17 protein-coding genes are annotated in these 14,264 nt (G+C 71.3%); 15 read left to right on the top strand and 2 right to left on the bottom strand.

Annotated features, from left to right (window positions below):
- Positions 1–257, bottom strand: a 257-nt coding sequence (locus tag BLR02_RS22765; RefSeq protein WP_143018245.1) for a transposase, incomplete at its 3' end; no start/stop codon positions are given.
- A 376-nt stretch (positions 258–633) separates the two neighbouring features.
- On the opposite strand from BLR02_RS22765, the gene BLR02_RS22760 reads away from it, so the two are divergent.
- The 5 genes from BLR02_RS22760 to BLR02_RS22740 are packed head-to-tail and all read left to right on the top strand — an operon-like array spanning position 634 to position 5,575.
- Positions 634–1,770, top strand: a complete 1,137-nt coding sequence (locus BLR02_RS22760) for an ABC transporter ATP-binding protein (RefSeq protein WP_090664757.1) — start codon at positions 634–636, stop codon at positions 1,768–1,770.
- Positions 1,770–2,657, top strand: a complete 888-nt coding sequence (locus BLR02_RS22755; protein ID WP_090664756.1) for a carbohydrate ABC transporter permease — start codon at positions 1,770–1,772, stop codon at positions 2,655–2,657. The genes BLR02_RS22760 and BLR02_RS22755 overlap by 1 nt, the downstream gene beginning before the upstream one ends.
- Positions 2,654–3,463 (top strand): carbohydrate ABC transporter permease, encoded by an 810-nt coding sequence (locus BLR02_RS22750; RefSeq protein ID WP_090664755.1) that lies wholly within the window; start codon positions 2,654–2,656, stop codon positions 3,461–3,463. The genes BLR02_RS22755 and BLR02_RS22750 overlap by 4 nt, the downstream gene beginning before the upstream one ends.
- Before the next feature lie 15 nt (positions 3,464–3,478).
- On the top strand, positions 3,479–4,759 hold the full coding sequence (locus BLR02_RS22745) for an ABC transporter substrate-binding protein (protein WP_090664754.1): 1,281 nt from the start codon (positions 3,479–3,481) through the stop codon (positions 4,757–4,759).
- Entirely contained in the window at positions 4,760–5,575 is an 816-nt protein-coding gene (locus tag BLR02_RS22740; protein WP_090664753.1) for a metallophosphoesterase family protein, read from the top strand. It begins immediately after the preceding gene.
- Between the two features lie 36 nt (positions 5,576–5,611).
- Here the strand turns inward: BLR02_RS22740 and BLR02_RS22735 are convergent, their stop codons facing one another.
- On the bottom strand, positions 5,612–6,160 hold the full coding sequence (locus tag BLR02_RS22735) for a phosphonate degradation HD-domain oxygenase (RefSeq protein ID WP_090664752.1): 549 nt from the start codon (positions 6,158–6,160) through the stop codon (positions 5,612–5,614).
- 115 nt (positions 6,161–6,275) lie between these two features.
- Here BLR02_RS22735 and BLR02_RS22730 point away from each other — a divergent pair, with 115 nt between their 5' ends.
- The 10 genes from BLR02_RS22730 to BLR02_RS22685 all read left to right on the top strand — a co-directional run bounded on the left by BLR02_RS22730 (position 6,276) and on the right by BLR02_RS22685 (position 14,226).
- Positions 6,276–6,791 carry a cupin domain-containing protein gene (locus BLR02_RS22730; protein ID WP_090664751.1) on the top strand — a complete coding sequence of 172 codons (516 nt, stop codon included), beginning with the start codon at positions 6,276–6,278 and terminating at the stop codon, positions 6,789–6,791.
- Between the two features lie 74 nt (positions 6,792–6,865).
- On the top strand, positions 6,866–7,330 hold the full coding sequence (locus BLR02_RS22725) for a (2Fe-2S)-binding protein (RefSeq protein WP_090569632.1): 465 nt from the start codon (positions 6,866–6,868) through the stop codon (positions 7,328–7,330).
- 10 nt (positions 7,331–7,340) lie between these two features.
- A complete protein-coding gene (locus BLR02_RS22720; protein ID WP_090569630.1) occupies positions 7,341–9,530 on the top strand; it encodes a xanthine dehydrogenase family protein molybdopterin-binding subunit in 2,190 nt (729 codons plus the stop codon).
- Positions 9,508–9,768 (top strand): c-type cytochrome, encoded by a 261-nt coding sequence (locus BLR02_RS22715; RefSeq protein WP_090569627.1) that lies wholly within the window; start codon positions 9,508–9,510, stop codon positions 9,766–9,768. The genes BLR02_RS22720 and BLR02_RS22715 overlap by 23 nt, the downstream gene beginning before the upstream one ends.
- A complete protein-coding gene (locus tag BLR02_RS22710; protein ID WP_090569624.1) occupies positions 9,765–10,985 on the top strand; it encodes an NAD(P)/FAD-dependent oxidoreductase in 1,221 nt (406 codons plus the stop codon). The genes BLR02_RS22715 and BLR02_RS22710 overlap by 4 nt, the downstream gene beginning before the upstream one ends.
- Positions 10,972–11,385, top strand: a complete 414-nt coding sequence (gene soxX, locus BLR02_RS22705) for a sulfur oxidation c-type cytochrome SoxX (protein ID WP_176849745.1) — start codon at positions 10,972–10,974, stop codon at positions 11,383–11,385. Before BLR02_RS22710 ends, soxX begins: the two co-directional genes overlap by 14 nt.
- A complete protein-coding gene (locus BLR02_RS22700; protein WP_090664749.1) occupies positions 11,351–11,812 on the top strand; it encodes a SoxY-related AACIE arm protein in 462 nt (153 codons plus the stop codon). The genes soxX and BLR02_RS22700 overlap by 35 nt, the downstream gene beginning before the upstream one ends.
- A 3-nt stretch (positions 11,813–11,815) precedes the next feature.
- Positions 11,816–12,136 carry a thiosulfate oxidation carrier complex protein SoxZ gene (gene soxZ, locus BLR02_RS22695; protein WP_090664748.1) on the top strand — a complete coding sequence of 107 codons (321 nt, stop codon included), beginning with the start codon at positions 11,816–11,818 and terminating at the stop codon, positions 12,134–12,136.
- A complete protein-coding gene (gene soxA, locus BLR02_RS22690; RefSeq protein ID WP_090664747.1) occupies positions 12,133–12,858 on the top strand; it encodes a sulfur oxidation c-type cytochrome SoxA in 726 nt (241 codons plus the stop codon). The genes soxZ and soxA overlap by 4 nt, the downstream gene beginning before the upstream one ends.
- 123 nt (positions 12,859–12,981) lie before the next feature.
- A complete protein-coding gene (locus BLR02_RS22685; RefSeq protein WP_245704911.1) occupies positions 12,982–14,226 on the top strand; it encodes an NAD(P)/FAD-dependent oxidoreductase in 1,245 nt (414 codons plus the stop codon).
- Positions 14,227–14,264 lie beyond the last annotated feature (38 nt).

The following is a 14,264-nucleotide window of genomic DNA, read 5'->3' as shown; positions in this document are numbered from 1 at the left end:
GACATCGCATCGAAGATCCGTCGCCATACACCTTTGTCGCTCCATCGGCTGAAGCGGCGGAACACGGAGTTCCACTCGCCGAAGACCTCCGGCAGGTCGCGCCATGGCGCGCCCGTGCGCACGATCCACAACACGCCTTCAACAAACATGCGGTTGTCCCGCCCGGTCGAGCCCTTCTGGTCAGGCCGGCCGATGATCAGCGGCGCCATCCGCTCCCACGCCGTGTCGCTCAACACCAACCGATCCAGAACGCCCAAGACCGCCTCCAGAAAGGCAGCCTCTAATCACACCATGGCCGTCTCGGGAATCCTTAGAGTCCACAGAACCTAGGGTTCACGCTGCCATGCGGCATCGTGTTGCGGAGCACCGCGTGCGGCTGGCTGTCGGGCAGATGGATGGAGACCGTCCAGCCAGTGGGAGTGGCACCCCGGGCGACCAAGCGGTGGGCACGGCAGAGGCTGGAGCGAGGCGGGGCTCTGCGGTCCATGGCGACATCCGTCATCCGGCACGCCGGAGGGTCCTGCCGTTACCCCCGGCAGGTCAAGCAGGACGACATGGATTTTTCACAAAACCGGAACACGCCTGTCATCGGCAACAACTAGAGGCGGCTCCTCGATCGGGCGAGGGGTTGGCGTGGCAGGCATCACCATCAGCGGGCTGACCAAGCGGTTCGGGGTCACGCAGGTGCTGCGCGGCGTCTCCCTCGCGGTAGCGCCGGGGGAGTTCGTGGCCCTGGTCGGGCCGTCCGGCTGCGGCAAGACCACCCTGATGCGGATCATCGCCGGGATCGAGACCGCGGATGCGGGCGAGGTCGTGATCGGCGAGCGGGCGGTGACCCGGCTGCGCCCGGCCAAGCGCGACATCGCTATGGTCTTCCAGTCCTACGCGCTCTATCCCCACCTGACGGTGCGGGAGAACATCGCCGTTCCGTTGGCGATGCGCCGGCTCTCGGCCTGGCAGCGCCTGCCGCTGCTGGGTGGGCTGCTGCCGGGGGCGCGGGCACGCCGGGCGGCGATCGCCGAGGAGGTAGTGCGGGCCGCTGCGCCGCTTGGGCTGGAGCCGCTGCTGGACCGACGGCCAGGGCAGCTCTCGGGCGGGCAGCGGCAGCGCGTGGCGCTGGCGCGGGCCATCATCCGCCGCCCCGCCGCCTTCCTGATGGACGAGCCACTCTCTAACCTCGACGCTGCGCTCCGGGTGCAGACGCGGCGGGAGATCGTCGAGATTCACCGCGCGGTCGGCGTCGCCACCCTCTACGTCACGCATGACCAGGCCGAGGCGCTGACCATGGCCGACAAGGTCGCCGTCATGATGGGCGGCGAGCTGCTGCAGGTGGCGCCGCCCGAGGCGATCTATGCCGAGCCGGCCGACCTTCGCGTCGCCGGCTTCATCGGCTCGCCCCGCATCAACACGCTGGCGGCGGCGGTGGATGCGGCGGGGCGCGTCACCGTGGCCGGGCTGCCGGTCGGCCTGCGGACGGAGGCACGGGGCGCACTCACCCTCGCCCTGCGGCCCGAGGCGCTGCGGCCGGCGGCGGAGGGCTTGCCGGCCATCGCCGAGCACCTGGAATTCCTTGGCGACGGGCTGCTGCTGCATGCGCGGCATACGCCGGACGGGGCGCCGCTGATCCTGAGGCTGGAGCCGGAGGCGCGGGAGGGGCTGCGGCCGGGGGCCGCGCTCAGGCTCGGCTTCGCGCCCTCCAGGGCCCTGCTCTTCGGCGCCGATGGCAGGCGCGTGGCGGCGCGGGCGGATGCCCCGCTGGTGGCCGCCTGATGCGGCCGCCACGCCTCGCCGGGGAGGCGGTCGCCGGCGCGCTGATGACGCTGCCGGCGGCTATCGCCTATCTCCTGCTGCTGCTCCTGCCGACCCTGGCGACGGCGCTGCTCGCCTTCACTGACTATGAGCTGGGCGCGCCCGACCTCGGCTGGATCGGCCTCGGCAATTTCCAGGAAATGCTGGCGGACCGGGGCTTCGGCGTCTCGGTGCGGAACACGCTGGTCTATGTCGGGCTGGTGACGCCGGTTTCCATCCTCGGCGGGCTCGGCCTCGCCCTGCTGGTGGAGGCGGGGGCGAAGGGCCGGGCCTTCTTTCGCGCGGTGTTCTTCCTGCCCGTCGTCTCGCTCACCGCCGCCATGGCGGCGGCCTGGCAGTACCTGCTGCATCCGACGATCGGGCCGGTGAACGCGGCACTCCGGGCGATGGGGGTGGGTACGCCCTTCTGGCTCTCCTCCTCCGATACCGTGCTGCTGAGCCTCGCCGCCATCGGCGTCTGGGAGAGCATCGGCTTCAACATGGTGCTGTTCATGGCCGGGCTCACCGCCATCCCGCGCGAGCTCTACGCCGCCGCTGAGGTGGATGGGGCGCGGAGCGGCTTCGACCGCTTCCGCCTGGTGACCTGGCCACTGCTGGGGCCAACCACGCTCTTCGTGCTGACCATCAGCATGATCCGCTCGCTCCGCGTCTTCGACACGGTGGCGGTGCTGACGCAGGGCGGGCCGAACAAGGCCTCCGAGGTGCTGCTCTTCACCATGTACCAGCAGGGCTTCACCTATCTGCGGCTCGGCTATTCGGCGGCGATCACCCTCGTTTTCCTCGCCGTGGTGCTGGCGCTGATGTGGCTGCAGACGCGGGTGCTCGACCGCCGGGTGCATTACTCATGAGGGCGCGCCTCCCGATCCTCGGCCTGCTCGGCGCGCTGGTGCTGATGCCCTATCTCTGGATGGTGGCGGCCAGCCTGAAGCCGGCCAGCGAGATCTTCCGCGCCTCGCTCTCGCTCTGGCCGGAGCATCTCGCCATCGCCGAGAATTACGGCCGGGTGCTGTCGCGCGTGCCGGTGCTGCTCTATCTCTGGAACGGCATCGTCGTCTGCGGCGGCATCCTCCTCTTCCAGCTGCTCTTCGCCGTGCCGGCCGGCTACGCGCTGGCCAAGCTGCGCTTTCCGGGGCGGAGCCTGGCCTTCGGCGCGGTGATGCTCGGCCTGCTGGTGCCGCCGCATGTGCCGGCCCTGCCGCTCTACGTGGCGGCGAGCGGGCTCGGCCTGCTCGACAGCTACACGGCGCTGATCGCGCCCTTCGCCATCTCAGTCTTCGCCATCTTCCTGTTCCGCCAATTCTTCAGCGCGCTGCCGGACGACCTGCTGCATGCGGCGCGGCTGGACGGCATGGGCGAGTGGGCGATCGTCTGGCGCGTGGTACTGCCCAATGCCTGGCCGGCGGCGACCGCCTTCGCCATCTTCTCCGTCGTCAGTCATTGGAACGACCTGTTCTGGCCGCTGATCGTCGTGCAGGGCCACGCGCATGCGACGCCGGCGCTCGGCGTCCTGCAATTCCGTTCCGAGGAGGCCGGCGACGATTTCGGCGCGATGATGGCCGCCGCCGTGCTGATGACCCTCCCCCTCGTGCTCGCCTTCCTGCTGGCGCAACGCCGCTTCGTGGAAGGCATCGCCACCACCGGCCTCAAAGGCTGACAAGGAGAGACGACCATGGCCCTGCTGACCCGCCGCGCGACGCTTGCGCTCGGCACAATCGCGCTCGCCGCCCCGCGCATCGCACGCGCCCAGGCGCCGGTCTCCATCACCGTGCATTACGCGCAGCCCTTCATCTACAAGGAGAGCTACGACGCGATCGCGGCCGCCTTCGCCCGGCGCGAGCCGAACATCCAGGTCGAGTTCGTCACCACGCCGAATTACGAGGAGGGCATGCAGCTCATCCTTCGCCAGCAGGCGACGGGGCGGATGCCGGACCTCACCTATCAGGGCTTCAACCGCCTCCGCCTCTTCGCCGAGCGTGGCATCGCCCAGGACCTGGCGCCGCTGCTAACGGCGGAGGGCGAGCCGGCGGCGCTCGGCTACGCGCCGAACCTGCTGGCGCTCGGCCAGTTCGCGGGCATCCAGGCCGGCCTTGCCTTCGCCGCCTCCAACCCGGTCTGCTTCTACAACGCCGACCTGGTGCGGCGCGCCGGCGGCGATCCGGACCGGATGCCGATGGACTGGGACGGCCACATCGCCCTCGCCCGCCGCATCGAGGCGCTCGGCGACGGAACGGAGGGGATGTTCTATCGCTGGATGGGCGATGACTGGATGTTCTCCGCCCTGCTCTTCGGCCATGGCGGGCGGATGCTCACCGAGGACGAGCGTGACATCGGCTTCGCCGGGCGCGAGGGGCTGGAGAGCCTGACGCTCATCGACCGCATGGTGAAGGAGGGCGGCATGCCGAACCTCACCACCGATGCCGCCCAGCAGGCCTTCGCCGCCGGCAAGCTCGGGATGTTCTACTGGACGACGGCGGTGCTGCGCGGGACGATCCAGCAGGTCGGGAAGAATTTCGAGCTGCGCACCGGCCCGATGCCGGTCATTGATGCGGAGCGCGGCCGGTTGCCGACCGGCGGCGCCGCCGGCATGCTGACGGCCAAGGATCCGACGAAGCGCGAGGCGGCGTGGAAATTCCTCCGCTTCTCGACCGGGCCGGAGGGCACGGCGCTGATGGCGAGGAACACCGGCTACATCCCGATGAACCAGATCGCCATCGACGACCCGCGCTGGCTCGGCGAGTTCTACCGCGACAACCCGCTCTACACGACGGCGGTGAAACAGGTGCCGATCTCGATCCCCTGGTATGCCTTTCCCGGCACCAACAGCGTGCGGGTCACGCAGACCATCGTCGACAATACCGCGCGCATTGTCGAACAGCGGGCAACGCCGGAGCAGGTGCTGCCCGAAATGGCTGCCGAGGTGCGCCGGCTGCTGCCACGGCGGGCGAGCTGAATGATCACCATCCTGCAGATCTCGGACGCGCATCTCTCGCCGCGGAACGGGCTGTTCCGCGAGACCCTGGCGCGGCTGCGCGCCTGGGCCGAGGTGGAGCGGCCCGACCTGCTCATCGCCAGCGGCGACCTCTCGCTGGATGGCGCCGACCATGAGGAGGACCTGGCCTTCGCGGCCGGGCTGCTGCGGGACTTCCCCGCCCCGCTGCTCGCCATCCCGGGCAACCACGATGTCGGCAGCCATCCGCGCACCATGCCCGCCCAGCCGGTGGATGCGGCACGGATCGAGCGCTTCCGCCGCGTGGTGGGGCCAGACTGGTGGCTGCGGGAATTGCCGGGCTGGCGCATCATCGGGCTGGACACCGAGATCATGGGCACAGGCCTCCCCGAGGAGGCGGCGCAGGCCGGCTTCATCGCCGAGGCCGCGGCGGCGGACGGCCGGCGCATCGCCCTCTTCCTGCACAAGCCGGTCTTCGTCACCGCGCCGGAGGACCCGACCTTCGACTACTGGTCGGTGCCGCCACACGCCCGGGCGGCGCTGGCGCCGCTGCTGGACCATCCCGGGCTGCGGCTGGTGGCCTCCGGGCACCTGCACCTGCATCACGGCTTCCAGCGCGGCGCGGTGCGCTATGCCTGGGCGCCGCCGGCTTCCTTCGTCGTCAATCCGCCGCTGCAGACCGGGCTGCCGGGTGAGCGCGACACCGGCGCGCTGGTGCACCGGCTGCTGGAGGACCGGGTTGAGACGCGGCTGGTCTCGCCGGAGGGAACCGAGCGGCTCTGGCTCGAGGATATCCGGGCGGAGACCTACCCGGCGTGACGGAGAGTGGCCGGGCTGGGCCCGGCCATCACGGCTTCAACGGATGCAGGCGGCCACATAGGGCATGAAGTGGGTGACGGGCGGCGTCTCCAGCCCCTTCACCTTGGCCTCCTCGTCGAAGCGGCGGAGCTGCACGGCCGCCTCAGCCTCCGGGAGCGCGCGGAAGGCAGCGACCTCATCGGCGGACATCGGGCCGCCTTGCAGCTCCAGGCTGCGGATGGAATCCGGGGCGAGCTTGCCGAAATAGTCGCTCTCCGTCGCGCAGAGATAGCGCTTGGCGGCGACGTGCAGCCGCACCGGCTCCGTCACCTCCGGCCCGAACCATTGCGTCAGAAAGGCGTGGCCCACCGCCTCATGCTCGTCATCGATGCCCGCTTCGGCGGGGTTCTCGCCGAGATCGTGGACCAGATGGCCGATGTCGTGCATCAGCGCGGCGGCGATCAGCGAAGCTGGGCAGCCCGCGCGCTCCGCCAGCCAGGCGGATTGCAGGGCGTGCTGGCGCTGGTTGATCTCGGCGAGGCCGTACCGCCCATCGGCCTTCAGCGTGAGCAGGTCTTCGATCCGGGCGAGGCGGGGGTCGGTCATGCGGGCATCCCGAGGTCTGCTATGGGGCGGGAAACTAGCCCAGGACTGGCGTGGTTGACACCACCGGCGCGGGGATTACCGTCCCTCGACCCATCAAACGCAAGGAGGCCAGGCCATGGCCCTGACGCTCGAGCAATTCGCTGCCGATTGCCGCGCCGCCCTGAAGTCCCATCCCGGCACCGAGGGCCGGGTCGCGGTCTGCGAGCTGGTGCAGAAGGCCCTGCAGGACCGCGCCTTCGTCGCCTCCCTCCTGCCCGAGGGCACGCCGGAGCGGAAGGTTGTCTACGAGGATCCGGAGCTCGGCTTCGCCATCCTCGCCCATGCCTACCAGGGCGCCAAGAGCAGCACGCCACATGACCACGGGCCGAGCTGGGCGATCTACGGCCAGGCCGAGGGCGAGACGGTGATGACCGATTACGAGTGCCTCGCCCGCCCGACCGAGACCACGCCCGGCAAGGCGAAGCCGGTACGGGACTACTCGTTGCAGCCGGGCGATGCCTACCTCTACGAGCCGGGCGAGTTGCACGCCCCCCGCCGCGACGGCCCGACCCGGCTGCTGCGGATCGAGGGGATGAACATGGACCGGGTAAAGCGCCTGCCCTATGTGGCGGTGACCGAAGCGGCGGCCTGACCGCCCCGTTGCAACATCCTGGCCCCGCGCTACCTCCCCCGCTAGGCTGACCGGCGAAAGCTGGGGAGGGCGGAATGGCCAGGCTCAACATCAACGGGCGCGTCGTCGAGATCGCGGCCGAGGACGACACGCCCCTCCTCTGGGCGATCCGCGAGCAGGCCGGGCTGACCGGCACCAAATACGGCTGCGGCGTCGCCCAGTGCGGCGCCTGCACCGTCCATGTGGACGGCGTCGCCACCCGCTCCTGCTCCATGCCCGTCTCGGCTTTCGATGAGAGCCAGAAGATCGTTACCATCGAGGGGCTTTCGCCCGATGGCAGCCACCCGCTGCAGCGGGCCTGGGTGGCGCTCGACGTGCCGCAATGCGGTTACTGCCAGTCCGGGATGATCATGGCCGCCGCCGCGCTGCTGGCTGCCAACCCGAAGCCGAGCGATGCCGATATCCGCGGCGAGATCACCAATATCTGCCGCTGCGGCACCTACAACCGCGTCCAGGCCGCCATCAAGCAGGCGGCCGGCGGCAATCAGGCCAATGGCTGAGGGGGCGGGGATGAACCAGATCGCATCGCTGCCGCGCCGCGGCTTCCTCCAGGTCTCGGCTGCGCTCGGCGCCTTCACCCTCGGCATCCGCCCGCCCGAGGCTGCGGCCCAGGGAGCGGCGCAGGGAACCACCCCCGCCACCGCGCCCGAGGTCAATGCCTGGGTGGTGGTGAAGCCGGATGACAGCATCATCATCCGCATCGCCCGCTCGGAGATGGGCCAGGGAACGCTCACCGGTCTCGCCCAGCTCGTCGCGGAGGAGCTGAATGCCGACTGGTCGAAGGTCTCCACGGAATACCCGACCCCGGGGCAGAACCTGGCGCGCAACCGGGCCTGGGGGAACATGTCGACGGGCGGCAGCCGCGGCATCCGCGAGAGCCATGACTATGTCCGCAAGGGCGGCGCCGCGGCGCGGATGATGCTGGTCGAGGCGGCCGCCCAGGGCTGGGGCGTACCGGCTGCGGAGTGCCGCGCGGCGAACAGCACCATCACCCATCAGCCCAGCGGCCGGACCACCACCTATGGCAAGGTGGCCGAGGCGGCGGCGCGGCTGACGCCGCCGACCGACATCCCGCTGCGCGACCCGAAGGACTGGACCATTGCCGGCAAGCCGCTGCCGCGGCTGGACACGGTGGACAAGACCAATGGCCGGCAGGTCTATGGCGCCGACCTCGTCCTGCCTGGGATGCTGAATGCGGCGATCCGCGACTGCCCGGTCTTCGGCGGCAAGGTGGCGAGCTTCGACGCGGCCAAGGTTGCCGGGATGCCGGGGGTGAAGAAGGTGGTGCCGGTGGGCGAGACCGCCGTCGCCGTCATCGCCGACACCTGGTGGCGGGCGAAGACGGCGCTCGACGCCCTGCCGGTCACCTGGGACAACGGGCCGAACGCGCAGGTCTCCTCGGCCAGCATCGCCGAGGTGCTGAAGGCGGGGCTCGAGGCGCCGGAGGCGGCGGTCGGCAACCGCGCGGGCGATGCCAGGACGGCCATCGCCGGCGCGGCGCGGCGGGTGGAGGCCACCTACGGCTACCCCTTCCAGAACCATGCGACGATGGAGCCGATGAACGCCACGGCGGTCTGGACGCCGGAGCGCTGCGAGGTCTGGACGCCGACCCAGAATGGCGAGGCGGCGCTGGCCGCCACCTCCGAAGCCGCCGGCCTGCCGCCCGGCAGGTGCGAAGTCCACAAGATTCATCTCGGCGGCGGCTTCGGCCGGCGCGGCGCGGTGCATGACTGGGTGCGCCAGGCGGTCGAGATCGCGAAGCAGATGCCCGGCACGCCGGTCAAGCTGCTCTGGTCGCGCGAGGAGGACATGCTGCACGGGCGCTACCACCCGATCACCCAGTGCAAGCTGACGGGCGCGCTCGATGCGGATGGCAACCTCACCGGCCTCGCCATGCGCATCTCCGGCCAGTCCATCGTCGCCGGCATCTTCCCGCAGAATATCCGCGACGGGCGGGACCCGGTAGTGTTCCAGGGGCTCAGCCCGGGCGGCGAGGAGGGGGCCTTCGGCTATGCCATTCCCAACATCCTCATCGACCATGCGATGCGCAACCCGCATGTGCCGCCGGGCTTCTGGCGCGGGGTGAATCTCAACCAGAACGCCGTCTATGTGGAATGCTTCATGGACGAGCTGGCGCATGCCGCCGGCAAGGATCCGCTCGAGTTCCGCCGGGCTCTTCTGAAGAACAGTCCGAAGCATCTCGCGGTGCTGAACGCGGTCGCCGAGCGCGGCGGCTGGGGCCAGCCGGCGCCGGAGGGGCGGGCGCGCGGCCTTGCCCAGATCATGGGCTTCGGCAGCTATGTCGCCGCCTGCGCCGAGGTCTCGGTGAACCCGGCCGGGGAGCTCACCATCCACAGGATCACCGCCGCCACCGACCCCGGCCATGCGGTCAACCCGCAGCAGATCGCGGCGCAGGTCGAAGGCTCCTTCGTCTATGGGCTGAGCGCGGCGCTCCATGGCGAGTGCACGGTCGCCGAGGGGCGGATCGAGCAGGAGAATTTTGACACCTATCCGGTGATGCGCATGGCCGAGATGCCGGCGGTGGAGGCGATCCTGATGCCTTCCGGCGGCTTCTGGGGCGGGGTCGGGGAACCGACCATCGCCGTTGCGGCGCCAGCGGTGCTGAATGCGATCTTCGCCGCGACGGGCAAGCGGGTGCGGCAGCTGCCGCTGAAGCATGCGGATCTGCGTCGCGCTTAGTCTGCTGGCGGCGCTGCCGGCCGCGGCAGCGCCACCGCCGGGTGCTTCCTCCTGCGCCGGCTGCCATGGCGGGGGCGGCATGCCGGCCCTTGCCAGCCAACCGGCCGGGGCGATCGCGGAAGCCATGCTCGCCTACAAGGCGGGCGAGCGGTCACCCACGGTGATGGACCGCATCGCCCGCGGCTTCACCGAGGCGGAGATCCGGGCGATCGCCGCCTGGGTCGCGGCGCCGCGATGAGGCGCCGTGCGCTGCTCGGCACGGCGCTGTTGGCCGCACCCGCCCTGGCGCAGGCGGCACCGCGGGTGGTCGTCATCGGCGGCGGCTTCGGGGGCGCGACGGCGGCGCGGGCGCTGCATCGGCTGGGGTTCGCGGTGACGCTGGTGGAGCGGAACGCGACCTATCTCTCCTGCCCTTTCAGCAACGCGGTCATCGCCGGGCTGCGGGAGATGGAGGCGCAGCGCTTCGGCTATGAGGGGCTGCGGCGAGAGGGCATCGCCGTGGAGCAGCAGGAGGCGCGGGCCATCGAGGACCGGCGGGTGGTGCTGGCCGATGGCGGCGCCCTCCCCTTCGACCGGCTGGTGATGGCGCCGGGGATCTCGCTGCGGCCGGATGCCATCCCCGGCCTCGATACCGAGGCGATGCCGCATGCCTGGCGGGCCGGGCCGCAGACCCTGCTGCTGCGCCGCCAGCTGGAGGCGATGGAGGATGGCGGGCTGGTGGTGCTCTCCGCCCCGGCCAACCCCTATCGCTGCCCGCCCGGACCCTATGAGCGGGCGAGCCTCATCGCCCACTACCTGAAGGCCCGTAAGCCGCGCTCGAAGCTCATCCTGCTCGATGAGAAGGACGCCTTCTCGAAGCAGAAGCTGTTCGAGGAGGCCTGGGCGGCGCTCTATCCCGGCCTGCTGGAATGGGTGCCGCTCTCCTCCGGTGGCAAGGTGGTGGAGGTGGATGCGGCGGCGCGGGTGGTGCGGACCGAGTTCGGCGAGCACCAGGCCGCCGTCGCCAGCATCATCCCGCCCCAGGCGGCCGGGCGCATCGCCCAGGCGGCGGGGCTCACGGACCGCAGCGGCTGGTGCCCGGTCGACCCGGTCAGCTTCGAATCCCGGCAGCGGCCGGGCATCCACCTGATCGGTGACGCGATCATCGCCGGCGCCATGCCGAAATCCGCCTTCGCCGCCAATGCCCAGGCGCGGGTCTGCGCCGAGGCGGTGGCGGCGCTGCTGCGCGGCGAGGCCCCTGCCCCGCCGAAGCTCATCAACACCTGCTACAGCCTGGTGGAGCCGGGCTACGGCATCTCCATCGCCGGGGTCTACCGGCCGGCGAACGGGCTGCTGGCCGATGTGCCGGGCGCTGGCGGCGTCAGCCCGCTTGGTGCCCCGGCCGCCACCCGCGCCGCGGAGGCCGGCTATGCCGAGGACTGGTTCCGCACCATCACGGCGGATGCCTTTGGCTAGATGGGCGCCGGTACTCGCCCTGCTGCTGGCCGGCGGGGCCGCCGCCGAGGAGGGCATCCCTTCCCTCACCGGCCAGCCCGGCGATGCGGCACGCGGCCGGGCCATCGTCGCCACTCGCCAGCGCGGCCTCTGCCTGCTCTGCCATGCGGGGCCCTTCCCGGAGGAGCGCTTCCAGGGCGACCTGGCACCGAGCCTCGCCGGGGTCGGCACCCGGCTGACCGAAGGGCAGCTGCGCCTGCGGCTGGTGGATGGCCGGAGGTTGAACCCCGAGACCATCATGCCTTCCTACTACCGGACCGAGGGGCTGGTCCGGGTCGGGCCGGCCTGGCAGGGGCGGACGATCCTGTCCGCCGGGGAGATCGAGGATGTCGTGGCCTTCCTCCTTACGCTCAGGGATTGAGCGCCGCGCGCTCGGCGCCGGGCTGCTGGCCGTGGCGCTGCTGCGCCCGGCCCGGGCCGAACGGTCAGGCCTGCACGAGGCCATCCTCGCCTTCACCGGTGGGGCCGAGCCGGCGGAGGGCCAGGTCACGCTCGAGATTCCGCCGCTGGTCGAGAACGGCAACACCGTCCCCGTCACCATCGCAGTCGAGAGCCCGATGACGGAGGAGGCGCATGTCCGCCGCATCGCCCTCTTCAACGAGCGCAACCCGCAGCCGAACGTCGTCACCGCCCGGCTCGGCCCGCGGGCCGGACGGGCGCGGCTGGCGACGCGGATGCGGCTCGCCACCTCGCAGCGGCTGGTCGCGGTAGCGGAGATGAGCGACGGCCGGTTCCGCTCGGCCAGCGCCGATGTCATCGTGACGCTGGCCGCCTGCGTGGAGGGCTGAGGCATGGCGCGCACCCTCATCAACCTGCCCCGCACCGCCCGGCGCGGCGAGGTGATCGAGATCCGCACGCTGATCCAGCATGTCATGGAGACCGGCTACCGCCCCGGCGCCGACGGCGTGGTGGTGCCGCGCGACATCGTCACCCGCTTCACCTGCCTCTACAACAACGAGGAGGTCTTCTCCGCCGAGCTGGCGCCGGCCATCGCCGCCAACCCCTTCCTCAGCTTCAGCGTGGTGGCGGCGGAGAGCGGCATCCTCGCCTTCACCTGGAGCGGCGACAACGGCTTCGAGCAGACCGAGACGCGCAGCCTGACCGTGACATGAGGCGGCTCCTGCTCGCCCTGTTGCTGGCCGGCGTCGTGGCGGAGGCTCGGGAATCGGGCTTCGTGCTGATGTCGCCGGAGACGCAGGCGATGCAACGGGACGACACCGCCAACCCCGGCATGCTTTGGGTCGAGGAAGGCCGGGCGCTGTGGGACAGTGCCGGTTGCGCCGGCTGCCATGGCGACGTGGCAGGAATGCGCGGTGTCGCGGCGCGCTACCCGGCCTTCGACGCGGCGAGCGGCGGGCCCATCGACTTGGCCGGCCGCATCGCGCAATGCCAGGAGGCGCGGCAGGGGCGCACGCCTTTCCCCCGCGAGTCGGAGGAGGCGCTGGCGCTTTCGGCGCTGGTCGGGCTGCAATCGCGCGGGATGCCGGTCGCCCCGCCGGAGGACCCGCGCCTTGCCCCCGCCCTGGCGCGGGGGGATGCGCTGTACCGCCAGCGCCGCGGGCAGCTCGACCTCTCCTGCGCCCAATGCCACGACGCGAATGCCGGGCGGCATCTGGGCAGCAGCCCGATCCCCGAGGCGCATCCCACCGGCTATCCGCTCTACCGGCTGGAATGGCAGGGCATGGGCTCGCTGCAGCGGCGCCTCCGCAACTGCATGGCTGGCGTCAGGTCCGAGCCCTATGCCTACGGCGCGGCCGAATACATCGAGATCGAGCTGTTCCTGATGCGCCGCGCCGCCGGGATGCCGCTGGAGACGCCGGCCGTCCGTCCCTGAGCCGAGCTACGCCGGCACGGCGCGGATATTGCTGAAATAGCCGGTTCGAAGGCCTTGCCGCCGCCGCATCGGTTGCCCAGGCTGCCGGCGGCCAGGACACCGGCCGGAACAAGGGGGAATATCGTGGCTTTGCGGTCGGCAATCGTGCTTGGGGCCGGGATGGTCGGCGTCTCGGTCGCGCTGCATCTCCAGCGGCGGGGGTATGAGGTGGTCCTGCTGGACCGGCAGGGGCCGGGCGAAGGCGCCTCCTTCGGCAATGGTGGGCTGATCCAGCGCGAGGCGGTCTATCCCCATCCCTTCCCGCGGGCCCTGGCGGAGCTGCGGCGGATCGCCGGCAACCGCGCCATCGACGTGGCCTACCATCCGCTCGCCCTGCCGGGCTTCGTCTCGCCGCTGCTGCGATACTGGTGGAATTCGGAGCCGACGCGCTACCTGCAGGCGGTGCTGGCCTATTCCCGCCTCATCGCCACCTGCCTCGACGAGCATCTGGCGCTGGCGCGGGGCACCGAGGCCATGGCGCTGCTGCGGCCGATCGGCTGGATGCGGCTGTTCAACGAACCGCGGCTGCTGGACGCCGCCCTGGCCCAGGCCGAGACGGCGTGGCGCGACTACGGCGTGAATTTCACCGCCCTCGACAGCCAGGCCCTGGCCGAGGCGGAGCCGCATCTCCTGGTCGGGCGGCTGGGCGCCATCCACTGGACGGACCCGCTCTCGGTCAGCGACCCGCATGCCCTCACCCTCGCCTATGCAGGGATGTTCGCCGAGGCCGGAGGCAGCATCGTGCTTGGTGATGCGGCGACGCTGCAGCGTGCCGGCGCGGGCTGGCGCGTGCAGGGCAAGGCGGGGCCGGTGGAGGCGGCCGAGGTCGTGGTCGCGCTCGGCGCCGCCTCGGTCGAGGTGACGCGGCGGCTCGGCTATGCCCCGCCGCTCTTCGGCAAGCGGGGCTACCACCTGCATTTCGGCCTGCGCGGCAATGCGACGCTGAACCGCCCGGTGCTGGATACCGAGAGCGGCTTCCTGCTCGCGCCGATGCGGGCCGGCATCCGCCTGACCACCGGCGCCGAATTCGCCCGCCCCGATGCGCCGCCGAGCCCCGTCCAGCTCGAGCGCGCCGAGCCGGTCGCCCGGCAGTTGCTGCCGCTGGCGGAGCGGGTGGAGGACAAGCCCTGGATGGGCGTGCGCCCCTGCACGCCGGACATGCTGCCCGTCATCGGGCCGCTGCCGGGCCAGCAGGGGGCGTGGTGCGCCTTCGGCCATGCCCATCAGGGCCTTACCCTCGGCCCGACCACCGGCCGCCTGCTGTCCGAGATGATGCTGGGCGAGGCGCCCTTCGTCAGCCCGGAGCCCTATCGCGCCGACCGGTTCTGACGCCATAGTGCGGCCGGGACGAATGCCAGCCGGCCGCA

It is taken from the genome of Belnapia rosea (assembly GCF_900101615.1).
GTDB lineage: Bacteria > Pseudomonadota > Alphaproteobacteria > Acetobacterales > Acetobacteraceae > Belnapia > Belnapia rosea.
The sequence above is the reverse complement of the archived record's forward strand: the minus strand, read 5'-3'. Positions and strand labels throughout refer to the sequence as shown.

Coding starts and splice junctions, on each gene's coding strand:
- BLR02_RS22740 (WP_090664753.1), top strand. CDS start 4,760: ATGATCACCATCCTGCAGATCTCGGACGCGCATCTCTCGCCGCGGAAC.
- soxX (WP_176849745.1), top strand. CDS start 10,972: ATGCCTTTGGCTAGATGGGCGCCGGTACTCGCCCTGCTGCTGGCCGGC.
- BLR02_RS22700 (WP_090664749.1), top strand. CDS start 11,351: ATGTCGTGGCCTTCCTCCTTACGCTCAGGGATTGAGCGCCGCGCGCTC.
- BLR02_RS22745 (WP_090664754.1), top strand. CDS start 3,479: ATGGCCCTGCTGACCCGCCGCGCGACGCTTGCGCTCGGCACAATCGCG.
- BLR02_RS22720 (WP_090569630.1), top strand. CDS start 7,341: ATGAACCAGATCGCATCGCTGCCGCGCCGCGGCTTCCTCCAGGTCTCG.
- BLR02_RS22750 (WP_090664755.1), top strand. CDS start 2,654: ATGAGGGCGCGCCTCCCGATCCTCGGCCTGCTCGGCGCGCTGGTGCTG.
- BLR02_RS22715 (WP_090569627.1), top strand. CDS start 9,508: ATGCGGATCTGCGTCGCGCTTAGTCTGCTGGCGGCGCTGCCGGCCGCG.
- BLR02_RS22755 (WP_090664756.1), top strand. CDS start 1,770: ATGCGGCCGCCACGCCTCGCCGGGGAGGCGGTCGCCGGCGCGCTGATG.
- soxZ (WP_090664748.1), top strand. CDS start 11,816: ATGGCGCGCACCCTCATCAACCTGCCCCGCACCGCCCGGCGCGGCGAG.
- BLR02_RS22725 (WP_090569632.1), top strand. CDS start 6,866: ATGGCCAGGCTCAACATCAACGGGCGCGTCGTCGAGATCGCGGCCGAG.
- BLR02_RS22735 (WP_090664752.1), bottom strand. CDS start 6,160: ATGACCGACCCCCGCCTCGCCCGGATCGAAGACCTGCTCACGCTGAAG.
- BLR02_RS22730 (WP_090664751.1), top strand. CDS start 6,276: ATGGCCCTGACGCTCGAGCAATTCGCTGCCGATTGCCGCGCCGCCCTG.
- BLR02_RS22710 (WP_090569624.1), top strand. CDS start 9,765: ATGAGGCGCCGTGCGCTGCTCGGCACGGCGCTGTTGGCCGCACCCGCC.
- soxA (WP_090664747.1), top strand. CDS start 12,133: ATGAGGCGGCTCCTGCTCGCCCTGTTGCTGGCCGGCGTCGTGGCGGAG.